The sequence below is a fragment of the Neptuniibacter sp. QD48_55 genome (assembly GCF_047778115.1).
Taxonomy (GTDB): Bacteria; Pseudomonadota; Gammaproteobacteria; order Pseudomonadales; family Balneatricaceae; genus Neptuniibacter.
In genome coordinates, this window is sequence record NZ_CP180555.1 from 361,896 (window position 1) to 382,669 (window position 20,774).

Annotated in this window: 26 protein-coding genes; 14 read left to right on the plus strand and 12 right to left on the minus strand. The window is 44.1% G+C overall.

The features are described 5' to 3' along the window. Positions 1-9: 9 nt before the first annotated feature. Together ispA and ACMXYW_RS01630 are read right to left on the minus strand one after the other, a co-directional pair. Entirely contained in the window at positions 10-891 is an 882-nt protein-coding gene (gene ispA / locus ACMXYW_RS01625; RefSeq protein WP_415899922.1) for a (2E,6E)-farnesyl diphosphate synthase, read from the minus strand. 2 nt (positions 892-893) lie between these two features. After that, complete coding sequence (locus ACMXYW_RS01630; protein WP_415899923.1) at positions 894-1,136, minus strand: exodeoxyribonuclease VII small subunit; 243 nt, start codon at positions 1,134-1,136, stop codon at positions 894-896. Between the two features lie 173 nt (positions 1,137-1,309). Between ACMXYW_RS01630 and pomA the strand changes: the two genes are divergently transcribed. Both pomA and ACMXYW_RS01640 read left to right on the plus strand, forming a co-directional pair. Further along, on the plus strand, positions 1,310-2,068 hold the full coding sequence (pomA, locus tag ACMXYW_RS01635; protein WP_415893214.1) for a flagellar motor protein PomA: 759 nt from the start codon (positions 1,310-1,312) through the stop codon (positions 2,066-2,068). A gap of 20 nt (positions 2,069-2,088) precedes the next feature. Next, complete coding sequence (locus ACMXYW_RS01640; RefSeq protein WP_415899924.1) at positions 2,089-3,030, plus strand: flagellar motor protein MotB; 942 nt, start codon at positions 2,089-2,091, stop codon at positions 3,028-3,030. A 65-nt stretch (positions 3,031-3,095) separates the two neighbouring features. Here ACMXYW_RS01640 and ACMXYW_RS01645 read toward each other — a convergent pair whose 3' ends face one another. The 5 genes from ACMXYW_RS01645 to nhaR all read right to left on the minus strand — a co-directional run bounded on the left by ACMXYW_RS01645 (position 3,096) and on the right by nhaR (position 6,022). Further along, entirely contained in the window at positions 3,096-3,401 is a 306-nt protein-coding gene (locus ACMXYW_RS01645) for a c-type cytochrome (RefSeq protein ID WP_415899925.1), read from the minus strand. 197 nt (positions 3,402-3,598) lie between these two features. Next, positions 3,599-3,802 (minus strand): hypothetical protein, encoded by a 204-nt coding sequence (locus tag ACMXYW_RS01650; protein ID WP_415883272.1) that lies wholly within the window; start codon positions 3,800-3,802, stop codon positions 3,599-3,601. A gap of 99 nt (positions 3,803-3,901) precedes the next feature. After that, positions 3,902-4,174, minus strand: coding sequence for a hypothetical protein (locus ACMXYW_RS01655; RefSeq protein WP_415904989.1), 273 nt, complete (start codon positions 4,172-4,174; stop codon positions 3,902-3,904). A 76-nt stretch (positions 4,175-4,250) separates the two neighbouring features. Next, complete coding sequence (locus tag ACMXYW_RS01660) at positions 4,251-5,078, minus strand: polyphosphate kinase 2 family protein (protein ID WP_415904990.1); 828 nt, start codon at positions 5,076-5,078, stop codon at positions 4,251-4,253. 44 nt (positions 5,079-5,122) lie between these two features. Beyond that, positions 5,123-6,022 (minus strand): transcriptional activator NhaR, encoded by a 900-nt coding sequence (nhaR, locus tag ACMXYW_RS01665; protein ID WP_415899929.1) that lies wholly within the window; start codon positions 6,020-6,022, stop codon positions 5,123-5,125. A 132-nt stretch (positions 6,023-6,154) separates the two neighbouring features. Between nhaR and ACMXYW_RS01670 the strand changes: the two genes are divergently transcribed. Then, on the plus strand, positions 6,155-6,826 hold the full coding sequence (locus ACMXYW_RS01670) for a Bax inhibitor-1/YccA family protein (protein WP_415890075.1): 672 nt from the start codon (positions 6,155-6,157) through the stop codon (positions 6,824-6,826). 78 nt (positions 6,827-6,904) lie between these two features. Here ACMXYW_RS01670 and ACMXYW_RS01675 read toward each other — a convergent pair whose 3' ends face one another. From ACMXYW_RS01675 to ACMXYW_RS01685, 3 genes are read right to left on the minus strand one after another with little or no spacing between them, the layout of a single operon-like run. After that, positions 6,905-7,624, minus strand: a complete 720-nt coding sequence (locus ACMXYW_RS01675; protein ID WP_415904991.1) for a DUF1223 domain-containing protein — start codon at positions 7,622-7,624, stop codon at positions 6,905-6,907. 51 nt (positions 7,625-7,675) lie between these two features. Next, positions 7,676-8,122 carry a GFA family protein gene (locus ACMXYW_RS01680; protein ID WP_415904992.1) on the minus strand — a complete coding sequence of 149 codons (447 nt, stop codon included), beginning with the start codon at positions 8,120-8,122 and terminating at the stop codon, positions 7,676-7,678. Positions 8,123-8,131: 9 nt separating this feature from the next. Continuing rightward, positions 8,132-9,691: a methyl-accepting chemotaxis protein gene (locus ACMXYW_RS01685; RefSeq protein ID WP_415904993.1), complete on the minus strand. Its 1,560-nt coding sequence runs from the start codon at positions 9,689-9,691 to the stop codon at positions 8,132-8,134. Between the two features lie 194 nt (positions 9,692-9,885). Here ACMXYW_RS01685 and ACMXYW_RS01690 point away from each other — a divergent pair, with 194 nt between their 5' ends. After that, positions 9,886-10,281: an acyl-CoA thioesterase gene (locus ACMXYW_RS01690; RefSeq protein WP_415890079.1), complete on the plus strand. Its 396-nt coding sequence runs from the start codon at positions 9,886-9,888 to the stop codon at positions 10,279-10,281. Positions 10,282-10,297: 16 nt separating this feature from the next. Then, positions 10,298-11,107, plus strand: a complete 810-nt coding sequence (locus ACMXYW_RS01695) for a sterol desaturase family protein (protein ID WP_415904994.1) — start codon at positions 10,298-10,300, stop codon at positions 11,105-11,107. Here the strand turns inward: ACMXYW_RS01695 and ilvY are convergent, their stop codons facing one another. Continuing rightward, complete coding sequence (gene ilvY, locus ACMXYW_RS01700) at positions 11,108-11,986, minus strand: HTH-type transcriptional activator IlvY (RefSeq protein WP_415893225.1); 879 nt, start codon at positions 11,984-11,986, stop codon at positions 11,108-11,110. A gap of 152 nt (positions 11,987-12,138) precedes the next feature. Here ilvY and ACMXYW_RS01705 point away from each other — a divergent pair, with 152 nt between their 5' ends. The 7 genes from ACMXYW_RS01705 (at position 12,139) to ACMXYW_RS01735 (ending at position 19,329) form a co-directional block, all read left to right on the plus strand. Then, positions 12,139-13,137, plus strand: a complete 999-nt coding sequence (locus tag ACMXYW_RS01705; protein WP_415904995.1) for a patatin-like phospholipase family protein — start codon at positions 12,139-12,141, stop codon at positions 13,135-13,137. A gap of 33 nt (positions 13,138-13,170) precedes the next feature. Beyond that, positions 13,171-13,926 carry a type 1 glutamine amidotransferase gene (locus ACMXYW_RS01710; protein WP_415899935.1) on the plus strand — a complete coding sequence of 252 codons (756 nt, stop codon included), beginning with the start codon at positions 13,171-13,173 and terminating at the stop codon, positions 13,924-13,926. A 68-nt stretch (positions 13,927-13,994) separates the two neighbouring features. Continuing rightward, positions 13,995-14,750, plus strand: coding sequence for a CDP-diacylglycerol--serine O-phosphatidyltransferase (pssA, locus tag ACMXYW_RS01715; protein ID WP_415899936.1), 756 nt, complete (start codon positions 13,995-13,997; stop codon positions 14,748-14,750). A 429-nt stretch (positions 14,751-15,179) separates the two neighbouring features. Continuing rightward, entirely contained in the window at positions 15,180-16,289 is a 1,110-nt protein-coding gene (gene coxB, locus ACMXYW_RS01720; RefSeq protein ID WP_415904996.1) for a cytochrome c oxidase subunit II, read from the plus strand. Between the two features lie 8 nt (positions 16,290-16,297). Continuing rightward, on the plus strand, positions 16,298-17,869 hold the full coding sequence (ctaD, locus tag ACMXYW_RS01725) for a cytochrome c oxidase subunit I (protein ID WP_415904997.1): 1,572 nt from the start codon (positions 16,298-16,300) through the stop codon (positions 17,867-17,869). 21 nt (positions 17,870-17,890) lie between these two features. Then, complete coding sequence (locus ACMXYW_RS01730; RefSeq protein ID WP_415904998.1) at positions 17,891-18,448, plus strand: cytochrome c oxidase assembly protein; 558 nt, start codon at positions 17,891-17,893, stop codon at positions 18,446-18,448. Then, positions 18,445-19,329, plus strand: a complete 885-nt coding sequence (locus ACMXYW_RS01735; protein WP_415902669.1) for a cytochrome c oxidase subunit 3 — start codon at positions 18,445-18,447, stop codon at positions 19,327-19,329. The genes ACMXYW_RS01730 and ACMXYW_RS01735 overlap by 4 nt, the downstream gene beginning before the upstream one ends. Before the next feature lie 4 nt (positions 19,330-19,333). On the opposite strand, the gene ACMXYW_RS01740 is transcribed toward ACMXYW_RS01735, so the two are convergent. Beyond that, entirely contained in the window at positions 19,334-19,537 is a 204-nt protein-coding gene (locus ACMXYW_RS01740; RefSeq protein ID WP_415886762.1) for a twin transmembrane helix small protein, read from the minus strand. Positions 19,538-19,574: 37 nt separating this feature from the next. Here ACMXYW_RS01740 and ACMXYW_RS01745 point away from each other — a divergent pair, with 37 nt between their 5' ends. Both ACMXYW_RS01745 and ACMXYW_RS01750 read left to right on the plus strand, forming a co-directional pair. After that, a complete protein-coding gene (locus ACMXYW_RS01745; protein ID WP_415904999.1) occupies positions 19,575-20,303 on the plus strand; it encodes an SURF1 family protein in 729 nt (242 codons plus the stop codon). Continuing rightward, positions 20,290-20,760, plus strand: a complete 471-nt coding sequence (locus tag ACMXYW_RS01750; RefSeq protein ID WP_415905000.1) for a hypothetical protein — start codon at positions 20,290-20,292, stop codon at positions 20,758-20,760. The genes ACMXYW_RS01745 and ACMXYW_RS01750 overlap by 14 nt, the downstream gene beginning before the upstream one ends. Positions 20,761-20,774: the final 14 nt, after the last annotated feature.

Below are 20,774 nucleotides of genomic sequence, written 5' to 3' on the forward strand. Positions count from 1 at the left end.
GATCAGTTATTAGTGGTCACGATGCACAATAAAATCAGCGAGGGCTTTAAGCTCTGATGCGTCTTCGCCGAATACATCTAATGCCGATAGGGCCTGTTGATGAAGCTGCTGTAATTTCAGCTTAGCACCTTCCAAACCCAATAGAGCAGGATACGTAGGTTTATTCTGTTCCAGATCAGAACCTTGAGGTTTTCCGATCACTTCAGAATCGCCTTCTATATCGAGAATGTCATCTTGTACTTGGAAGGCTAGGCCGATGGCGTTGGAGTATTCTGCAAGAGCTGCTAACTGTTTTTGATCGGTTAAGCCTGCACAGATCGCTCCCATTTGTACTGAGCAAGTCAGCAGAGCACCGGTTTTATGTTGGTGCATAGCTTCAAGCTGCTCAAGTGAAAGAGAGTTGCCCACATTACGCAGATCAAACGATTGTCCGACAACCATACCTTGATGCCCAGACGCATGGCTCAACTTCTGGATAAGGTTTAAACGAGTCTCTGACGAAAGATTGTCGTCGGATGAGATCAATTCAAATGCTAAACATTGCAGAGCGTCACCTGCTAAGATTGCGGTCGCTTCATCAAAAGCAATATGGCAGGTTGGTTTGCCTCGCCTCAGGTCGTCATCATCCATTGCCGGAAGATCATCATGAACCAAAGAGTAGCTATGTATGCACTCAATAGCGGCTGCAGCGCTGTCTGCTTTTTCATGACTGCTGCCTAGCATTGCATTGACCATATAGATCAAAGCCGGTCGAATGCGTTTTCCACCATTGAATAGTGAATATTGCATAGATTCTTGTAGGACCGGATCTATACTGTCTTTATTGATACATTTCTGAAGGTGGTGATCTACCCGCTCTTGGTAGCTCTTGAGTAGATTGCGGATCTCCAAGATCAGCTGTCCTCGTCTGCAGTAAACGGTTTGGTTGAGAGTTCACCGTCGGATTCTATCAAAAGCTGAACTTTTTGCTCTGCTTGAGTAAGAATACCTTGGCACTCTCGAGTTAGGCTGACACCCTCTTCAAAGGCTTGAAGTGACTCTTCCAAGGACAGATCCCCTTGTTCCATTTTGGTAACTAGGGCTTCAAGTGCTTGCAGGGATTGTTCAAAGTCAGTTGTTTTTTTCTTACGTGGCATAAGAGCGAATCTTAGATTGAAAGCGCTAAACTTACCGAAGCCAGCAGCTATAAGCAAATATACATACAATTTCTATAGTTAAACGATTGTATGATGGGTGAAACCCCGTGCTTTTTTGCTATGATAGGCAGCTTAGATTTGAACAGTTTGCGCGCTTAATTAAGGAGTAATGAGTGGATATAGCAACGCTCGTCGGATTATTAGGCAGTTTTGGTATTGTAATAGCTGCGATCGTCACTGGTGGTGATGCTGGGGTGTTTATTAACCCTCCGTCTTTGTTGATCGTTGTCGGTGGTTCCATCTTTGTTGTATTGATGAAATTCACACTGCCCCAGTTCCTTGGTGCCGGCAAAGTTGCGGCGAAAGCTTTTATGTTCAAGTCGTTAAATCCAGAAGAGATTATTGCTGAAACGGTAGATCTGGCTGATGCGGCGCGTAAAGGTGGCTTACTGTCTTTAGAAGATAAGACAGTAAGTAGCGACTTTATGCAGCGTGGTATCCAATTGCTCGTGGATGGTCACGATCCTGAAGTAGTTAAGGGTCTGCTGAATAAAGAAGCTAAGTTGACTCATGACCGCCATGAATTTGGTGCGACTGTATTCTCCGCGATGGGGGATGTAGGCCCTGCGATGGGGATGATCGGTACACTGGTAGGTCTGGTACAGATGCTATCAAATATGAGTGACCCGAAATCCATCGGTCCTGCGATGGCGGTCGCACTTCTAACGACGCTTTATGGTGCAATGCTTGCAACCATGATCACAATTCCACTAGCAGATAAACTGAACGTACGTAAAGATGAAGAGGCGTTGAACTCGGCTTTGATTATTGACGGCCTACTGGCTATTCAAGCGGGTCAAAACCCTCGTGTAATCGAGCAAATGTTGCGTAACTATCTGCCAGAAGGCAAGCGTGCGGCAGCTGAAGGTTAATTCGGTAAAGGACTAGAGCGATGAGTGACGATACCGAAGAACAAGAATGCCCCCCCTGCCCCCCCGGGCTTCCGGCTTGGCTGGCAACGTTTGGCGACTTGATGTCGCTGCTGATGTGTTTCTTCGTACTTCTGCTTTCCTTCTCGGAGATGGACGTACTGAAGTTTAAGCAGTTGGCAGGTTCAATGCGTGAAGCGTTTGGTGTTCAAAACCAGATTAAAGTAGAGGATATTCCAAAGGGTACCTCTATTATCGCGCAGGAATTTAGCCCTGGTCGTCCAGAACCTACTCCTCTTAACGAAGTCCGTCAGATGACGGTTAACAACGATATGAATACTTTAGATATTCGATCGAAAGAGGGTGATAGTGATTCGCCTGATAAAGAGGCGGGTGAAGCACAAGAACTACAGAAGCAACAAGAGCAGGAAGCTAAAGAGGAAGCCGTTGAGTTTGCTGCAGCCTTGGCTCAAGAGATCGGTGAAGGTAGCGTTGAAGTAGAGACGGATGGTAAGAAAATTATTATTCGTATCAAAGAAAAAGGCTCTTTTGATTCCGGTTCAGCTGAACTCAAATTCGAGTCGATTCCTGTGTTAGCTAAAATTCGAGATGTGCTTTTAAATGTTCAAGGTAATGTTGCGATTGAAGGGCACAGTGACAATATTCCTTATGCAGGTCGACGCTTTGAATCTAACTGGGATCTGTCTGTAGCACGTGCCTTAGCAGTAGCGCATGAACTATTTGGTGATCCGAGAATCGATCAATCTCGATTTAAAGTACTAGGGTTGGCAGACACGAAACCGTTAGTGCCTAATGACACTCGCGCTAATCGTGTTAAAAACCGTCGTGTAGAGATTATTGTTCAGAAAGGTAAGGACAAAGAGTCCTTAGAAAAAATTCAGGCTCGTCAGGATGGCGATCCAGATGGTGAATTAATCAACCTGACTCCGGATAATATTTTCTAATCGATAATATTGCTTACATAAAAAAAACCGCCATAGGGCGGTTTTTTTATTGTTGTAGCTCTAACTTACTTAGAGTTATCAACCATGTACTGGATCGCAGCTTTTAGCTCGCCATCTGTGCAGTCCATGCAAAGACCACGTGGTGGCATTTGGCCTTTACCTTTGTCAGCTGTAGCGTAAAGTGCATCGATACCTAGTGCTGCACGTGGGCCCCATGCTGCAGCATCACCTACTTTAGGTGCGTCAGCAACACCAGATGCATGGCACATTGCACATTTAGTGTTATAAACAGTAGCTCCATCACGCTCAGCCATAGCTGCTGCTGGAATCATCATTGCTGCAGCTGCAGTCGCCATCAGTAGTTTTTTCATTGTAATTTTCCTGTAGGTGCTCATAAATTTGTCATTGGGACTAATTAGACTTCGCCCTCACAACCAAGCCCGCTACCCCCTAGTAGCATCTATTAGTAACCCAAGTAGGGTGAATTGTATCTGAACAAAGTCAATAGAAGAACGAAATAATGCTAAAGGATAGCTTGATACAGGAAAGATTGGTTCGGTTGGTGGGATTAGTTACCTAAACGCATGGCAAAATTAGCCTGATTATGTTGAATCTGAATGGTTTTTTCATGAATACGTTCTTCCGCATGAAATTCTGCGATTGCTTGATCCACGATGTTTTTAGGTGCCATTGCTAAGTTGCGAACGTCCATTTCAGAATAGCCACGTTTCAGCAACTGCTTCAGCTGAGTTGTTAAAGTTGTTTCTGTCATTTTCTTAGCCTCTTTAAATTTAATACTCATCATGCATTAGATTTATTACAGAAATATGTCATTCAATTGATGATTTTGTTGAATGGAGTGGGAGGGGCGTTACTCTTCGGAATTGTTTAGTGCCATGCTTATGAGTGCGCTGTAGAGCTGTACTAAGTTACCAATAAATAGATAGAGCTCCGGTGAATTTGTTGAAAGGATATGTAAATTTTGGATCGCGTTGTGGAGGGTATCTAAAAATTCTAAGTCGTATGTTTCTGCTGCTTGGCCTGCTTGTAAGCGGTCTCGAAGCTCATAGGCGCGAGGAAGCAGACGTTTCTGAATATCCAGAATACTAATTTGAATGACGTTTTCTTTGCGAGAAGTATCCATGAGTGCTGCGATTCGCTTGGTTCGATATTAACAGCATAGTAGGCATTCAGTTTTTGTGTTTTTGAAATCTAGTCGCTCAGTCTTTGACTTTGATACCTAACGAAGAATAGGCTGCTGCTGTAACGTCTGGATCTAACGGCGGCGGAGTTATATCGACTTCAGCGGAGAGTTGTTTTACAACACACTTGAGCGCTTCTATCCGTGTGTACCATTTATGGTTGGCTGCGATGACATTCCATGCTGCAGTTTCTGTATGTGTGTAGTGCAACATGTCATTGATCGCGAGAGTATAATCTTCCCAGCGCTCACGATTACGAATATCTTCGGTGGTTAGTTTCCAGCGTTTTACCGGATTGTTGAGGCGTTCGGTAAAACGTCTCAGCTGTTCATCAGGGGTAATATGCATAAAGATTTTTATTATGCGAGCGCCATCATCAATCAAGCTGCGTTCAAATTCATTTATCTCTTGGTAGGCTCTCTGCCATTGCTGTGGTGAAGCAAACTCTTCAACTCGTTCGACTAATACGCGGCCATACCAAGAGCGATCAAAAATTGCGATAGAGCCTGCGGGTGGCAATTTTTCTTGGAAACGTTGCAGGTAATGTTTACTTTGTTCGATCGACGTAGGCGCACTAATCGGGTGAACTGTGAAACCTCGTGGGTCTAACTTTTCGGTCAGGCGTCTAATAGCGCCACCTTTGCCGCTGGCATCCCAGCCCTCAAAGACAATAATAGCCCGGCGATTTTGATGGTAATACGCTTGTTGTACTTCGAGAATGCGCTTTTGCCACTTTTTTAGTTTTTTAAGGTAATCATCCTTGTCTTGCAGTACTGCATTGTCGAATGTAACGGAATCAAGATTCGGAGAGGGTGATCTTAAAATTATTGGGCTGGGCGTGTGCATAACAAGTTCTCCCTCATTTATTGGGCAACAGCTCAGGGTAGTTCCTAATTGCTGCTCTTTAGCCAGTCTCTGGCAGCTGTTGTTATTTTTTCCACAGCGGTATGTGAAATCTTACGCTCGATCGAGATCGCGTAGAAGTTATTCACAATTTCATTGGTTTCTCCCAAGGTTACTAAACCTAGCTGCGAAGATACTTCATCTCTAATCGGTGTCGGTACTACCATGATCCCTTTTCCGGCATTTGCGAACGCTTTGATTAATGCGCTGTCATCAAATTCCCCTACCACGCGAGGATGGATTCGGTTCTTACTAAACCACTGTAGCAGTTGTGAGCGGACAATGGTTGTTTCGCTCGGAAGTAGCATAGGGGAGCCATTAAGGTTATGTGGAAATTCTCCGCTTAGTTGCTCAACCACTGATGGGCTTGCCATAAAACTACTGCCACAGGTGCCTAAGCTATGGCTAAAACCATTAATACTGACATCAGATGGGATCGGTGATTCTGAAATCACCAGGTCTAATCTATGCAGGGCAAGCTCTGCGAGTAGCTCGTTAATATCACCTTCATGGCAGATCATTCTGACATTGTTGATGTCATCCATCGCCGGGGAGAGTAAGTGATAAGCGATCGATTTCGGTACTACATCTACCACGCCTACTTTGAAAACTAAGGGGCGGATCTTATCTAAATTACGGACCCGTTCTTCAAGCTCTCCACCTAGTGAAAAGATATCACTGGCGTAGCTTAAAACCATATGACCCGTTTCTGTTAGCTCTAATTGTCGGCCCACTTTTGTGAAGAGTGAGCAGCCAAGATAGTCATCAAGCAAGCTTAACTGAGCACTTATTGTATGTGGAGTAACACTTAGACGCTCTGCAGCAGCGGCGATGCTTCCCTCTTTAGCGACCATCCAGAAATAGTGAAGGTGTTTGTAATTAATCATTAAAAACTCGGTAAAATCGATGCTTTTGTTAATAATAATCGAGTTTTATTGCTTTTGGTAGGCGGTTAAATTTTGAACTGTTGATGCCGGAAAGCCAAAAGGCTTTTGGTTAGAAAAAATCAGGAGGGGTGTATGAATACATCTATAAGATCTTCAGCAACTCAAACGCAAACATCAGCGTTAGAGTCTAATAAGGTACTACGCAACACCTATGCATTGTTGTCTATGACTTTGCTATTCAGTGCTATTACTGCTGGTGTCTCTATTGCTCTACAGCTACCTCACCCCGGCGTCATCATCTCTTTAGTCGGCTTTTTCGGTCTGTATTTCTTGACCTACAAGCTGCGCAATAGTGTCTGGGCGCTGCCTTCAGTCTTTGCTCTGACTGGTTTTATGGGTTACACCCTTGGCCCTATTGTTGGTCATTATTTGGCGATGCCGGGTGGCGGTTCCATCGTAATGAACGCAATGGGTATGACAGGGATTATTTTCTTAGGCCTGTCAGCTTATGTCCTAACCACACGTAAGAACTTTACCTTTATGGGTGGCTTCTTAATGGTTGGTGTGTTGCTAGCGTTTGTTGCAGGTTTAGGTGCAATCTTTTTCCAGATTCCTGCACTGTCTCTCGCTGTATCGGCAATGTTCGTTTTGTTGATGTCTGGTTTTATTCTTTATGAAACAAGCAACATCCTGCACGGCGGTGAGACAAACTACATCATGGCAACAGTGTCCTTGTATGTATCCATCTATAACTTGTTTACCAGTTTATTGCATATCCTAGGTTTCCTAGGTGGTGAAGATTAAGACATTAAACCCTTTATTAGCTATGCACTTGTGATAACCCCACTGGGGTATTCAGGCGACCTTTTAGGTCGCCTTTTTTTATTTCAGCCAATCGGCAGCTACTTGAATGGGTTGTTGATCTCGTTCTGAAACCCAAATGGCCAATGCATGCTTTTGAGACGTTTGAAGATGGGGTAGTTCAAAGCTCCAGTTATAGTCTGATTGGGCTTTTTGTTGCTTATGTAACACCACAAATTGATGTTGAAGTAAGCGGCCTGCATTTTCGCCCGAAGTGACTTGGCTACTGAGATCAAAGCCGAGTACAGCAACATGAGCTATAAGCGCCTTTCGGTCTTTTGTAGGTGTATAACTCACTTTAAGTGTTTGGGTGTTGAGGCTTGCTTTAAGAAGTCCTCCAGAGAAAGATTGATTAGGTAGGGTTTTACCTTGGAAAAAACCTCGCCATTCTTTACCAGAGCTAATCCAGCCAGGTGTATATACACTTCTGAAATTTCCTAAGCGGCGATGATTATATTGGCGCTGTTTAAACTTAGGTTGGGCAAAGCGATCTTTCCAGCCAATGTAATCCCAATAATCTACATGAAAGGCTAAAGGCACGACCTTTTTCCAAAGGTCAGGGGAGTTTACAAAACTGTTGATATAGCGTTCTGCGGGTGGGCAGCTGGAGCAGCCTTCAGATGTATAGAGCTCAACTAACTGAGGTACAGGTCCCTGATTTTCAAAGATCTGCTCAGCCATTAAGGTTTGAGGTAACAAATAAAGACTGGCAGCGATTAAAGCGTTGGTGAATAGTTTCATGGCTCTGTCCTCCCATTTTCTGTGAGACTTCAGAGCGCTGGGTGAGTTCAGTTATTCTGTCTCAATCTTGCAAGCGGGGCTTTTGCCTGGGAGTGTTTCAAAAGCATCGAGTTGGTTAACCGTTTGATACCAGTTCGCTCGACTTCCCCAAAAAAGATTACGTTCGGGTGATACCCCCAGGTCGGTATCAAGTGTGCCGGCAGGGATGATCATTGCTTTGCCTGTTTGAGCTAACCACGGCAGGTTAGATCCACACTTTTTACAAAAACAGACCGCAAAATGTTTGGCATCGCTCGGTTCATAGCGTCCTACCGATGATTCGCTCGCTGTCCATCGGAATTGCTCAGGCGGCATAATGATATTACTGGCATGCGCGCTGCCTGTGGTTTTGCGGCAACGCGAACAGTGACAATATTGGAAAGTAGAAAAGGGAGGTGATATTTCATATTGAACATCACCACACAAACAGCTGCCGCTGTAAATCTCCTTGGCGCTCATTACAACATCCTAGCGATCAAACGCAGTAACCATTGAATCTAGTTGTTTTACCAGTTCATGCAGTTCACTGCTAGCGGAAGCGGTTTCATCAGAGGCTTCACTGTTGCGGCGGGCTAGATCTCTTATCGCGACAATATTTTGTTGAATCTCTTCTACAACTGAAGACTGTTGTTCAGAGCTGCTGGCGATTTGCAGGCAACGATCTGAAATATCATCAATAGAACTTTGTACTGTTTGGAATGCTTCATCAGCAATATTAGCGACATCCACACTTTGTTTAGCGTGGTCGCGGCTTTGCTCCATGATGCTGACGGTTTTATCCACTGCAGACTGAACACTTTCGATTGAAGTTTCAATTTCTTGCGTCGAGTTTTGAGTACGGGTTGCTAAGGTACGGACTTCATCAGCTACCACGGCAAAGCCACGTCCCGTTTCCCCTGCTCTTGCTGCTTCGATTGCAGCGTTAAGTGCAAGTAGATTGGTTTGTTCAGCAATATCGTTAATCACAGTCACTACATTGCCTATGGCATCGGTATGCTGTTTAAGCTCCATCGTTGCTTCAGTCGCTTCCACGACTTCATTGGAAAGGTCTTTAATGTGATTTACCGTATTATAAAGAGCCGTTCGACCTTGCTCAGTGGTAGAGCGCGCATTTTGCGATGCATTCGACATGTCGCTAGTGTTAGACGCAATTTCTTGAGATGCGCAGGCCATTTGGTGAACTGCCGCTGCGACCATATCGCTTTCTTTATCTTGTTGGCTGATTCCTTCATTAGTTTGTCGGATCGCGTTATCAGTAACATCAATTGCTTGATCAATAGTGTGACTCACATCGCCCAATCGTGTAAGCACGGTGGTGTTTCTGGCTTCATTCATCTGCAAAGCGAGATCGACTTCACCAAACTCATCTTGTCGTGGACAATACATTAATTGGATAAGTGGATTACTAAAACGCTTACGTGCACGATCCGCTAGCTCCTTAATTGGAGAGGTGAGACGCAATAAGCAGCCACCTAGTAGTAATTCGGTCAGTGCCATAATTCCCAAAACAGCAAGGGATGCGTCAGCAAACCAAGCAGCAATTAAGCTAATTAAAGATATTAAAGCGAAGATACTGAACGTTTGGTTGCTAATGGAGTTTAACTTAAGCGCTTTTCCTGCTTTACCAGCATTGGCAACGGCATAAATAACTTCGGCTTTCGATACTTGCTCCGCAGAAGGTTTAAAACGCACCGATTGGTAGCCAACCTTTTGGCCTTTTTCGTATAGAGGGGTTACATAGGCATCCACCCAATAATGATCACCATTTTTACAACGATTTTTAACGATGCCTCGCCATGCCTGATTTTCCTTTAATGAGGTCCAAAGATTATCAAAAGCAGCAGGTGGTACATCTGGGTGACGAACAATATTGTGGGCTTTACCTAAAAGTTCTTCTTCGCTGAACCCTGAAATATCGCAAAAAACCTGATTAACGTAGGTAATCCGTCCTTTGAGGTCTGTTGTGGAAATAATGCGCTGACCTTCGGGCAGTACTACCTCACGGTTGGTAACTGGCATTTTTTTCATGGTTCACCCTTCTTCGCATACAAAAGAAAAACTAACGGTTCTTAATTATTAGATGTGTACAATGTGTCTTATCTGCATAGTTTAGTAATAGTTATAGCTGTATTTAAATGATATAGCTCAGCAGGCTGGTTAATTTATTGATAATTTTGAACGTTTAATCTCCTGTTAGCTCAGATAATAGAAAGGAATAAAGCATGTCGTTTCGATTGGAATTTAAAGTGCGTGATTACGAGTGTGATCTGCAAGGCATCGTTAATAATGGTGTTTACTTCAATTACTTGGAGCATGCGCGTCACGAGTACCTGTTAGATAAGGGAATCGACTTTGCTAAGTTGACCGAAGATAAAATTCATCTGGTCGTTGTTCGCTCTGAAATGGATTATAAAAATTCCTTAACCAGTGGTGACCGCTTTGTTGTTGAAGTAAGCGTCGAACGGGTGAGTAAAGTTAAGTTTGGTTTCCGTCAGCGTGTGGTTCGATTGTCAGATGAAAAGGTAGCACTTGAAGCGTTAGTCATTGGAACGGCATTAAATGAAAGGGGCCGTCCATTTGTGTTACCAGAAATTGCCGCATTGATGCCGGAAGAGTAGGAAGAGATAGTACCCAGTGAATTTTTCAGCTTGGTTGTTAGCAAATGAACCGATCGTGCGCTTAAGCTGTTTCTTCGGTGTATTTACCTTGATGGCCTGCTGGGAGTTTAACCATCCTTTTCGACCCTTGCTGCAAGAAAAGTGGCTTCGCTGGCGATCGAATCTCAGTTTAGTTGTACTTAATAGTTTGTTACTGAGAGTTATGTTTCCGGTAGCTGCTGTTGGTGTTGCTGGATATGCGCAGGCCAAAGGGTTTGGGCTTTTTGTATGGTTGGATTTGCCTATTTGGTTGGAGGTCTTATTAGCTGTAGTGCTTTTGGATTTTCTGATTTATGCACAGCATGTTCTCTTTCATAAAGTTCCTTTGCTATGGCGTTTTCACCGCATGCATCATGCGGATCCAGATATTGATGTGACCACGGGGGCTAGATTTCATCCAGTTGAAATTGTCCTGTCGATGCTGATTAAAATGTTGATGGTGTTTCTTCTGGGGCCAGCGGTGGTTGCGGTGATCTTATTTGAAGTGTTACTCAATGCATCAGCCATGTTTAATCACTCGAATATACAATTGCCTAAACTATTAGATAGGGTGATTCGTTGGCTATTTGTTACCCCTGATATGCATCGAGTGCATCATTCAAAAATCCCCAGTGAGACGGATAGTAATTATGGCTTTGCGTTATCCTGTTGGGATCGAATCTGTAAGACCTATATTGAGAAGCCCACTAAAGGCCAAGTAGGTGTAGAGATCGGATTAAACGAGTTTAATGATCCAAACACCTCCTGCCGTTTGGGTGGTATGTTGATGTTACCGTTTAAAAAGTGATTATTTAGTTTGAGTTAGCTGTGACCAGAAGGCATTGATCAACGGGTTCTTAAGTTTTTTCTCTAAAGTCACTATCCCAACTTCATAGGGTTTGAGTTTAGGTGTAATGTCGAGTACTTCGACACTGTTTGCTAGTGGGCTGTTTTGCAGAACGATCTCAGGTACAACCCCTATGCCAAACCCTAGACTTACCATGCTAACAATCGCTTCGTTACCCGATACCTGCGCGTAGATAATCGGTTTTATATCTTGATCTTTAAACCAGCGATCGACCCTTTTACGAGCCAAACCCGCTTCGGATAGGATCATCGGTGTGGAGCTATCTGGCCGAACCGGTGGTTTGTCTTGACCTTGTAGTCCCTGTTTTGGCGCTATGAAGAGTAATGGCGAGATCGCAATCGTCTTAAACGCAATCCCCGCCGGTAAAGTGTCAGGTTTGGCGCTAATAGCAAAGTCTTCATCTCCTGATAGTATCCGGGATATAGCGTGTTCATGATCCCCGGTGTGTAACTTGATCTCTATTTTGGGATAGTCGGTACGGAACTCACTCAAGATATCGAATAGGAAGCTGTAACTGGCGGTAACCGAGCAATACATGCTTATTTCGCCCTGAAGTTCACCCGACCTTTCCATCAGTTGAGTGCGCACCATATCCCATTGACCTAGAGAATCACGGGCATAGTCTAAGAAGATTTTGCCTTCTGCCGTTAGGGCTACACTGCGGTTATCTCGTTCAAACAGATCTGTGCCGACTTCTTCTTCTAACTGCTTGATGCTTCTGCTTAGTGCCGAAGGGCTTATGTAAGAAGCTTCGCTTGCTCGACCAAAATGTAAGGTTTCGGCTAAGTGAACGAATTGTTTGAGCTGTTTGATATCCATAATGTTGCGCTTTTTCGAATGTTTCTCTTATTTTATGCCAATTTTTAATCTGATAGGAGTGTCTCTGCTTATTTTTTGTTCAGTTTTGTCATATTTCTATGCTATTTTCTATGTTGTTATTGTGCGGTGCACAAAAGCAGCAGGAGGCACGTATGACAAAGTCATTGAATTTGGCATTACAGGGTGGTGGTGCTCATGGAGCATTTGCTTGGGGCGTTTTAGATCGTTTACTTGAAGAAGATATCAAGCCTCATGCGATCAGCGGAACTAGTGCAGGTGCTATGAATGCGATTTTGCTTGCACATGGTTGGCATTTGAATGGTGCTTCAGGAGCAAAGGATTTATTAGACCAATTTTGGCACAAGGTTTCTCTTAACTCTCCTTCGGAGTTGGTAGGTTCTCAGTTGCCCGATTCCCAGATGACGGCGGTGACAGGGTTTATGCTCGATCTCTTGCGTTATCTATCGCCTTACGACCTTAACCCGCTCGATATTAATCCATTGCGTGGTTTGCTGGATGATATTGTCGACTTTGAAATGCTGAGAAATGATGGATCAATACAGTTATTCATCGCTGCTACCGATGTTACAACAGGCAAAATTCGTATATTTAGAGAGAATGAGCTGACCACAGAGCATGCTTTGGCTTCGGCGTGTTTACCAACGTTGCATCAAGCAATTGAAATTGATGATTGTTACTACTGGGTTGGAGGCTTCTCCGGCAATCCTGCGGTGTATCCGCTGATCTTTGATTGTCAGGAAGAGGATATCTTAATGGTTTTGCTTCAGCCTATGCAGGGACGTGATCTCCCGACAACCTCTCATGCGATTAACCAACGTGTGACTGAGTTGGGTTTTCAAAGTACTTTTTTACGAGAGATGAGAGCGATCAGCTATACCCGACAGCAGGCAAAAGGTAAGTTTTTCAGTTCCAGTAGTCTGGAGCGGCGGTTCAAAGCGCTACGTTTTCATCTGATTGAATCGGGCGAAGTGTTATCTAGTCTGGAACAAGCCAGCAAATATGATACTCGGCAGGAGTTTCTTTTAGGTCTCAAGGAAAAGGGGCGAAATGCTGCAGAACAGTGGGTTGGATCAAACTTCAGTGGGATAGGGCAGCAGCCAAGTTGTGACATTGAGGCGATGTTTTTATAGTACAAGAGTAATGAATTGGTATGGATGTGTAAGATGGTTAAAAGCCGGAATCAACTGAAGTTGTTACTGCTTCAGATCCGAGATGAAGATCAGGTTCGCAGGGAAGAACTAGAGAGTTTTGCTGAATATTGCGGGCTTAATATCGAGCAGTTTGATGTACTTAATGTCTTTGATACACCGACATTTCCAGATACTGCTGCTGATAACTATGACGCTTTGTTAGTCGGTGGTGCCAGTGAAGCGAATGTACTTTTTCCAGACATTTACCCATTTGTAGATCAGTGTCAGCAGCTCATTTTACGTTGTGCAGAAACCGACAAACCAGTGTTTGCCTCCTGCTTTGGTTTTCAGTTAGCGGTATTAGCGCTTGGTGGTGAGATCTTGCATCGAGAGAAAGATTTCGAGATGGGTACAATACCTATCTCGCTTGATCATAGCGTTTGGCAGGATCCAATATTTCGCGATACCCCCGACAATTTTTATGCAGTTTCAGTACACAAACAGTACGCAAATGAACTGCCGAAAAACTGTGTTTCCCTTGCTTACACAGAGCAATGCATCCATGCATTTAGAGTAAAAGATAAGCCTTTCTGGGCTTTTCAATTTCATCCTGAGGTTGGTAAACGAATCTTGGTTGAGCGACTGACCTTTTACAAAGATAAATACACTGATGGAGATGATCATCTTGATCAGGTACTTGCGACCGCTAAAGAAACGCCTCAATCTAATGCATTGTTAACCAAGTTTGTGGATAGAATTCTTTTAGATCAGGATCATCTAGATCTCTAGAAATGGCATCCTAGCGCTGGTCACAGTAGAATGGGGTTTCTCTATTTTATGGAATATAAAAAATCGCGATGAATGAGCCGCAAAATCAAGATAATCAAGAACCAATAAAGCCTCGTAGCCGTGGGATCTACCTGCTGCCTAATTTATTTACGACAGGGGCATTGTTTTCAGGGTTCTATGCAATTGTTGCGAGCATGAATGGGCACTTTGAAAATGCCGCAATAGCGATCTTTGTTTCGATGGTATTGGATGGGCTTGATGGTCGAGTAGCACGTATGACCAATACCTCCAGTGCATTTGGTGCCGAATATGATTCACTAGCGGATATGGTTTCCTTTGGTGTAGCGCCTTCGCTCGTGGTGTTCTCCTGGGTATTGGATGATATTGGCAAATTGGGTTGGTTTGCGGCGTTTATCTATGTCGCAGGAGCTGCTTTAAGATTGGCTCGTTTCAATACCCAAATAGGCTCTACAGATAAGCGTTACTTTATAGGTTTGCCTAGCCCTGCAGCGGCGGCTGCAGTAGCCGGTTTAGTATGGGCAGCGACTGAATACGAAATAGATGGATCAGCTTATGTCTATTTGATTGCTGCGTTTGTTGCTTTGGTCGGTGTTTTGATGGTGAGCAATGTGCTTTATTACAGCTTTAAAGACGTAAGCCTAAAAGAGAAAGTACCTTTCTTGATCTTGGCGGGTATTGTCTTGGCTGTTGGTATTATCTCTATCAGCCCGCCAGCATTTTTATGGATTCTATTTCTGGCTTACGCAGTATCTGGGCCTTTATTGTGGGTCATGCGAAAAACTAAGCAGAAGCCTGTGGCCTAAGAGTCAGATAGAAGCATTTCAGAATTTATTTAACGGCTCCTTTAAGGGGCCATTTTTCTGCTATACCTCATAATAGCCCCTATAGAAGGAGATTATTATGAAACCCTTCCCCTGTAACTGCCGTCCCCTTAAAACTCTTGTGTATACGGTGATTTTTCTGCTCTTTATTATCGTGATGATGAGTGGTGCATTCATGCTGGTGGATAAGGTCTAAAGAGCATATTTGCTTATGACTTACTTGCAAAATTTTCATCGCTGCTATACTTGCAGTTAACAACCAAGTGGATTGGTCGGAAATGATAGGACGGAGTCCAGGCGAAAAGAGAGCCTGCCCGAACCCTGTCGCTACCGACGTTGAAATAGAAGTACAACGCCCTTAGTGAGAGGTTTCTGACAGGCTCTTTTGCGTGTATAGCAAAGGGGGCTGCAATGATAAAAACAATATCGGGATATGTTGCACTGTTATTGTTTGCTAATAACCTCCAGGCTGATTGGGAGGTAAATCTCACCCGAGGTGTTACCGAAATCAGTCGAGAGGTCTATGACCTGCACATGATCATTTTCTGGATCTGTGTGGCTATTGGTGTCGTTGTTTTTGGCGTGATGCTCTGGTCGGTGATCTATCATCGCAAGTCTAAAGGAGCCAAAGCTCATAACTTCCATGAAAGCCTTGTTGTCGAAATTGCTTGGACCTTAATTCCCTTCGTTATCCTGATTGCCATGGCTGTTCCAGCAACGGCAACCTTAATTAAAATGTACGATAACTCGGAATCAGAAGTTGATATTCAGATTACAGGTTATCAGTGGAAATGGCGATATCAGTACCTAGCTGAAGACATCGATTTCTTCTCAAGTCTCTCTACCTCGCGAGAGCAGATCAACAACAAAGAAGCTAAAGGTGAGCATTATCTGCTTGAAGTTGATAACCCTTTGGTGATTCCTGCAGGTAAAAAGGTACGCTTTTTATTGACCGCCAATGACGTTATTCATTCCTGGTGGGTGCCTGATCTTGCAGTGAAAAAGGATGCAATTCCCGGTTTTATAAATGAAGCATGGACTATTGTGGATAAACCCGGTGTTTATCGCGGGCAGTGTGCAGAACTGTGCGGTAAAGACCATGGGTTTATGCCAATTGTTGTAGAAGTAAAGACACCAGAAGAATACGAAGCTTGGCTTGCTGAAGTTAGGCAAGCAGATCAAGAAAAAGCAGCTGAAGGGCAAAAAGATTGGTCGCTTGCTGAGCTGATGGAAACAGGGGAGGCGGTTTATAGCAAAGCTTGTTTGGCCTGCCATCAAGCTAATGGTGAGGGAATTCCAGGTGTTTTCCCCGCTTTGAAAAACAGTCCAATCGCTTTGGGTGAGCCGGGGCCTCATATCGATATTGTGCTTAATGGTAAAAAAGGCACGGCAATGCAGGCGTATAGAGATCAATTGTCGGCTGTGGAACTGGCTGCTGTAATTACTTATGAGCGAAATGCTTGGGGTAATAAGGTGGGCGATCTAGTTACACCGGCGCAGATTGCTGAGTGGAAAGAGTAGGAGGGGGCATGGATACGGTTGCAGCTTCTCATCATCATGGTCCGGCTACCGGTATAGGGCGTTGGTTATTCACAACCAATCATAAAGATATTGGAACTCTGTATCTCTGGTTTAGTTTCTTAATGTTCCTTACTGGCGGATGTATGGCATTGCTAATTCGAGCTGAGCTATTTCAGCCGGGATTACAGCTCATTCAGCCAGACTTCTTTAATCAGATGACCACCATGCATGGTCTGATCATGGTTTTTGGTGCGGTTATGCCAGCGTTTGTCGGCTTAGCCAACTGGATGATCCCCATTATGGTTGGTGCTCCAGATATGGCGCTGCCAAGAATGAATAACTGGAGCTTTTGGATTTTACCTTTCGCGTTCGCGATGATGCTATCTACTCTAATTATGGATGGGGGGGCACCAAATTTTGGTTGGACATTCTATGCGCCGTTATCAACTACCTATGCACCGCCGAGCGTGACCTTCTTTATCTTTGCGGTGCATATGATGGGGATTAGCTCGATTATGGGGGCTATTAATATTATTGCCACCATACTCAATATGCGTGCGCCGGGTATGACCATGATGAAGTTGCCACTCTTCGTTTGGACTTGGTTAATTACGGCATTTTTATTGATTGCTGTTATGCCGGTATTGGCAGGTGTGGTCACAATGATGTTGATGGATATTCACTTCGGAACCAGCTTTTTTGATGCTGCTGGGGGTGGAGATCCAGTGTTATTCCAGCATGTATTCTGGTTCTTTGGTCACCCTGAGGTATACATCATGATCTTGCCTGCTTTCGGTATTGTCAGTGAGATCATTCCGACTTTCGCAAGGAAGAAGCTGTTTGGTTATACCTCGATGGTTTATGCCACAGCTTCTATAGCTATTCTATCCTTCATCGTTTGGGCGCATCACATGTTTACAGTCGGCCTACCTTTGGCTGGTGAATTGTTCTTCATGTTCACAACTATGCTGATTGCCGTGCCTACAGGGGTAAAAGTCTTTAACTGGGTCGCAACGATGTTTCGCGGTTCAATGACGTTCGAAACGCCGATGCTATTTGCACTCGCATTTGTGGTGCTTTTCACTATTGGCGGTTTTTCAGGCTTGATGTTGGCGATCGCACCGGTCGATTTTCAATACCACGACACGTACTTTGTAGTTGCCCATTTCCACTATGTCTTAGTACCTGGTGCGGTCTTTGCCATTATGGCTGGAGCGTATTATTGGTTACCTAAGTGGTGCGGCAATTATTACAACGAAACCATGGGTAAAGTGCATTTCTGGTGTAGTTTTATCGGGGTGAATATCACCTTTTTCCCTATGCATTTTATCGGCTTAGCGGGTATGCCACGTCGTATACCTGACTATGCACTTCAGTTTGCCGATTTCAATGCGGTGGCTTCAGTAGGTGCGTTTATCTTCGGGCTATCGCAACTAATTTTCCTTTATAACATTGTGAGCTGTATTCGTAAGGGTAAGCAGGCCAGTGCGGAAGTTTGGGAAGGGTCTCACGGTTTAGAGTGGACCCTACCATCCCCTGCGCCTTATCACAGCTTTAGTACACCGCCAGAGGTGAAATAACAGCACTTTTGAGAGGTTGTTATGACAGAGCAACGACATAAGAAAACAGTGCTATCACTGTTAAGTGGAACCCTGATTATGTTTGGGTTTGGCTTCGCGTTGGTACCTCTATATGACGTGTTTTGTGATATCACGGGGCTAAATGGCAAAGTGGATTTGGTTGCTGCGGAACCTAGTTTGGTTGTGGATAACAGTCGACAGGTAAAATTGCAGCTGGTGGCTATTAACAACGAATCTATGCCTTGGCGATTTAAACCAGAAAAGACTTCTATCATCTTGTCGCCCGGGGAGATGTACCAAACAGCCTATAAAGCGCGCAATCTGACCGATAACTTCATGATTGCGCAAGCAGTCCCTTCGGTTTCGCCTTCAGAAGCTGCGCCTTATGTGCAAAAGATCAATTGTTTCTGTTTCGAACGGCAGCCGCTAAATGCGAAAGAATTAAAGGCGATGCCGCTGGTTGTTTCTATCGCACCTGAGCTTCCTAAGCACATCAAAACAGTAACACTCTCATACACTCTATTTGATATTACACCAGAAGCGGAAGTGAATTTGTCTGCGAGGAGGAACTCTCTATGAGTACTCAAACTTACTATGTGCCAGAACAAAGTCGTTGGCCTATTTTAGCATCGATCGCTTTGTTCTTTATGGCTTACGGTGCAGGCAGCTTAATCAATAGCTTTACCGCAGAAGAGGCTGGAGGAGTTGGTTTGATTCTTCTCTTAGTCGGTGCATTGGGGATGGGGCTTATTTTGTTGGGCTGGTTTAGCAACGTTATCCATGAAAGTGGTGAAGGCTTATACAGCCCACAAATGGATCGGTCATTCCGCTGGGGTATGAGCTGGTTTATCTTCTCCGAGGTAATGTTCTTTGCGGCATTTTTCGGCACTTTATTTTATGTCAGGACGTTAGCGGTGCCTTGGCTGGGTGGTGAAGGTGACAAAGGTGTTTCTAACATGCTGTGGGAAGGTTTTGAGGCGCAGTGGCCTTTAATGGTGACACCAGATCAAAATGCTTTTCCGGGCCCTAAAGAGGTAATAGACCCTTGGCATATACCACTTTTTAACACCATTTTACTGATCGCATCTAGTTTTACCGTCACCCTTGCACATAAAGCACTTAAGTTGGATCAACGCTCTAGGGTGGTGTTTTGGTTAGCTGTGACTGTCTTGCTGGGAAGTGTGTTTCTTTACTTTCAAGCCTATGAGTATGTACTTGCTTACAACGAATTAGGTTTAACGCTTAATGCAGGCATATACGGGGCGACCTTTTTTATTCTCACTGGTTTTCATGGTCTGCATGTCACCTTAGGCACGCTGATGTTGATCATTATTTGGTTGCGAGTACTTAAAGGGCATTTCAGCTCAGAAAAGCATTTCGGCTTTGAAGCTGTTGCTTGGTATTGGCACTTTGTCGATGTGGTGTGGGTAGGCTTATTTCTATTTGTTTATATCTTGTAATCGACTAAAGCCCGTGAGGAACAATCTCACCGGTATAGAAGCCGTAAATAAGTACCGCGATGATCATGACGCTAAAGGTGACTCTAAAGAAAAGTGAGTTAACAGTTCGATGAGATTGGCCTTGATCTCTTACTAAGAAGTAAAGACCGGAAAATAAGCTGATTAGAACGGCAATAAAGAGAAGTAGTAAAAGCAACTTTAACGACATGTGCAGTACCTGATAGCTGTCCTTGGTGTAGGTAACTATGAGTAAAGTTCAGAGTAGCTCAGCCTTCAAGTGGATGTTGTGGATATCTGGAATTGTATTGTTGCCATTATTGATCGGGCTGGGACTTTGGCAGTTGGACAGAGCGGAACAGAAGCAAGAACTATTGGATAGCTGGCAACAAGCAATACCAAGTCAGGAACTGCCGTTGGAGCAAGAGATGACAAGAGGGAGTTATAAAACGGTTATCTTGAGGGGAGTATTCGATCGAGAACGGTACTTTCTTTTAGACAATCGTGTCCGCAAAGGGCGTGCTGGTTATGAAGTCGTCGCTCTATTTACTGCGGATAGCGGTCGAAGTGTACTGGTAAATCTTGGTTGGGTGTTAGCTTCGCTGGATCGCGGGGTCCTACCTGAGGTTGAAGTACCAAAAGGTCTGCAAACGATCAGTGGCAGAGTCAGGGTAGTTGAGAAAAATTTTGCTTTAAGAGGTGATGATCTAGCTGAAGATCAGTGGCCTAAGGTAATTCAGCAATTGGATGTGGAAAAAATATCGTCTCGGTTAGTTACAAGTATTGATGCGTTGGAATTAAGGCTAACGGAGCCGCTGGTTTCAGGTTTAGATCTAAATTGGCCAGTAGTGAATATGAAGCCTGAGAAACATTTAGGTTATGCATTTCAATGGTTCGCTATGGCATTTGCGTTGTTGTGTTTATTGATTTGGAACGCTCTAAAAATAAGAAAGGAGGCCATATATGAACAGGTTTAGTTTTTGGCTTGTTTGGGCGGTTGGCTTGGTGCCCATGCTGGTGGCTTCTTTTATGTTTTTTACGGGAGTGATGATTCCAGAGCAACGCGTTCATTCAGGTACTTTACTTTCCGATCAGCATATTAATGATCTGAATTTGGTTGGGAGTGAACTGACACAGCGTAAGTGGCAATTGTTGTTAACTAAGCAAGCTGATTGTGTTGAGCGTTGCGAACAATGGTCGAAGGTGCTGACCAATCTGCATACAGCATTAGGTAAGGAGCAAGATCGGGTTAAGTTGTTACAAGTTGATCTGGGCACAACCTCGCTAGATAGAAATGAGTTTGGAAAGTTAGGAACGGCAATATGGGTCGTGGACCCATTAGGCAATATGGTGCTGCGATATACCTTATCAGATGAGCCGAGTCTGATTCTTAAAGATCTGCGCAAGCTGTTGAAAATGTCCCGGATTGGATAAGCCACGGGGGAATT

Bases quoted from the DNA above. Each gene is read 5' to 3' on its own strand.
- ACMXYW_RS01630 (WP_415899923.1), bottom strand. From the start codon at position 1,136: ATGCCACGTAAGAAAAAAACAACTGACTTTGAACAATCCCTGCAAGCA.
- ACMXYW_RS01640 (WP_415899924.1), top strand. From the start codon at position 2,089: ATGAGTGACGATACCGAAGAACAAGAATGCCCCCCCTGCCCCCCCGGG.
- ACMXYW_RS01645 (WP_415899925.1), bottom strand. From the start codon at position 3,401: ATGAAAAAACTACTGATGGCGACTGCAGCTGCAGCAATGATGATTCCA.
- ACMXYW_RS01650 (WP_415883272.1), bottom strand. From the start codon at position 3,802: ATGACAGAAACAACTTTAACAACTCAGCTGAAGCAGTTGCTGAAACGT.
- ACMXYW_RS01655 (WP_415904989.1), bottom strand. From the start codon at position 4,174: ATGGATACTTCTCGCAAAGAAAACGTCATTCAAATTAGTATTCTGGAT.
- ACMXYW_RS01660 (WP_415904990.1), bottom strand. From the start codon at position 5,078: ATGCACACGCCCAGCCCAATAATTTTAAGATCACCCTCTCCGAATCTT.
- nhaR (WP_415899929.1), bottom strand. From the start codon at position 6,022: ATGATTAATTACAAACACCTTCACTATTTCTGGATGGTCGCTAAAGAG.
- ACMXYW_RS01670 (WP_415890075.1), top strand. From the start codon at position 6,155: ATGAATACATCTATAAGATCTTCAGCAACTCAAACGCAAACATCAGCG.
- ACMXYW_RS01675 (WP_415904991.1), bottom strand. From the start codon at position 7,624: ATGAAACTATTCACCAACGCTTTAATCGCTGCCAGTCTTTATTTGTTA.
- ACMXYW_RS01680 (WP_415904992.1), bottom strand. From the start codon at position 8,122: ATGAGCGCCAAGGAGATTTACAGCGGCAGCTGTTTGTGTGGTGATGTT.
- ACMXYW_RS01685 (WP_415904993.1), bottom strand. From the start codon at position 9,691: ATGAAAAAAATGCCAGTTACCAACCGTGAGGTAGTACTGCCCGAAGGT.
- ACMXYW_RS01690 (WP_415890079.1), top strand. From the start codon at position 9,886: ATGTCGTTTCGATTGGAATTTAAAGTGCGTGATTACGAGTGTGATCTG.
- ilvY (WP_415893225.1), bottom strand. From the start codon at position 11,986: ATGGATATCAAACAGCTCAAACAATTCGTTCACTTAGCCGAAACCTTA.
- ACMXYW_RS01705 (WP_415904995.1), top strand. From the start codon at position 12,139: ATGACAAAGTCATTGAATTTGGCATTACAGGGTGGTGGTGCTCATGGA.
- ACMXYW_RS01710 (WP_415899935.1), top strand. From the start codon at position 13,171: ATGGTTAAAAGCCGGAATCAACTGAAGTTGTTACTGCTTCAGATCCGA.
- pssA (WP_415899936.1), top strand. From the start codon at position 13,995: ATGAATGAGCCGCAAAATCAAGATAATCAAGAACCAATAAAGCCTCGT.
- coxB (WP_415904996.1), top strand. From the start codon at position 15,180: ATGATAAAAACAATATCGGGATATGTTGCACTGTTATTGTTTGCTAAT.
- ctaD (WP_415904997.1), top strand. From the start codon at position 16,298: ATGGATACGGTTGCAGCTTCTCATCATCATGGTCCGGCTACCGGTATA.
- ACMXYW_RS01730 (WP_415904998.1), top strand. From the start codon at position 17,891: ATGACAGAGCAACGACATAAGAAAACAGTGCTATCACTGTTAAGTGGA.
- ACMXYW_RS01735 (WP_415902669.1), top strand. From the start codon at position 18,445: ATGAGTACTCAAACTTACTATGTGCCAGAACAAAGTCGTTGGCCTATT.
- ACMXYW_RS01740 (WP_415886762.1), bottom strand. From the start codon at position 19,537: ATGTCGTTAAAGTTGCTTTTACTACTTCTCTTTATTGCCGTTCTAATC.
- ACMXYW_RS01745 (WP_415904999.1), top strand. From the start codon at position 19,575: ATGAGTAAAGTTCAGAGTAGCTCAGCCTTCAAGTGGATGTTGTGGATA.
- ACMXYW_RS01750 (WP_415905000.1), top strand. From the start codon at position 20,290: ATGAACAGGTTTAGTTTTTGGCTTGTTTGGGCGGTTGGCTTGGTGCCC.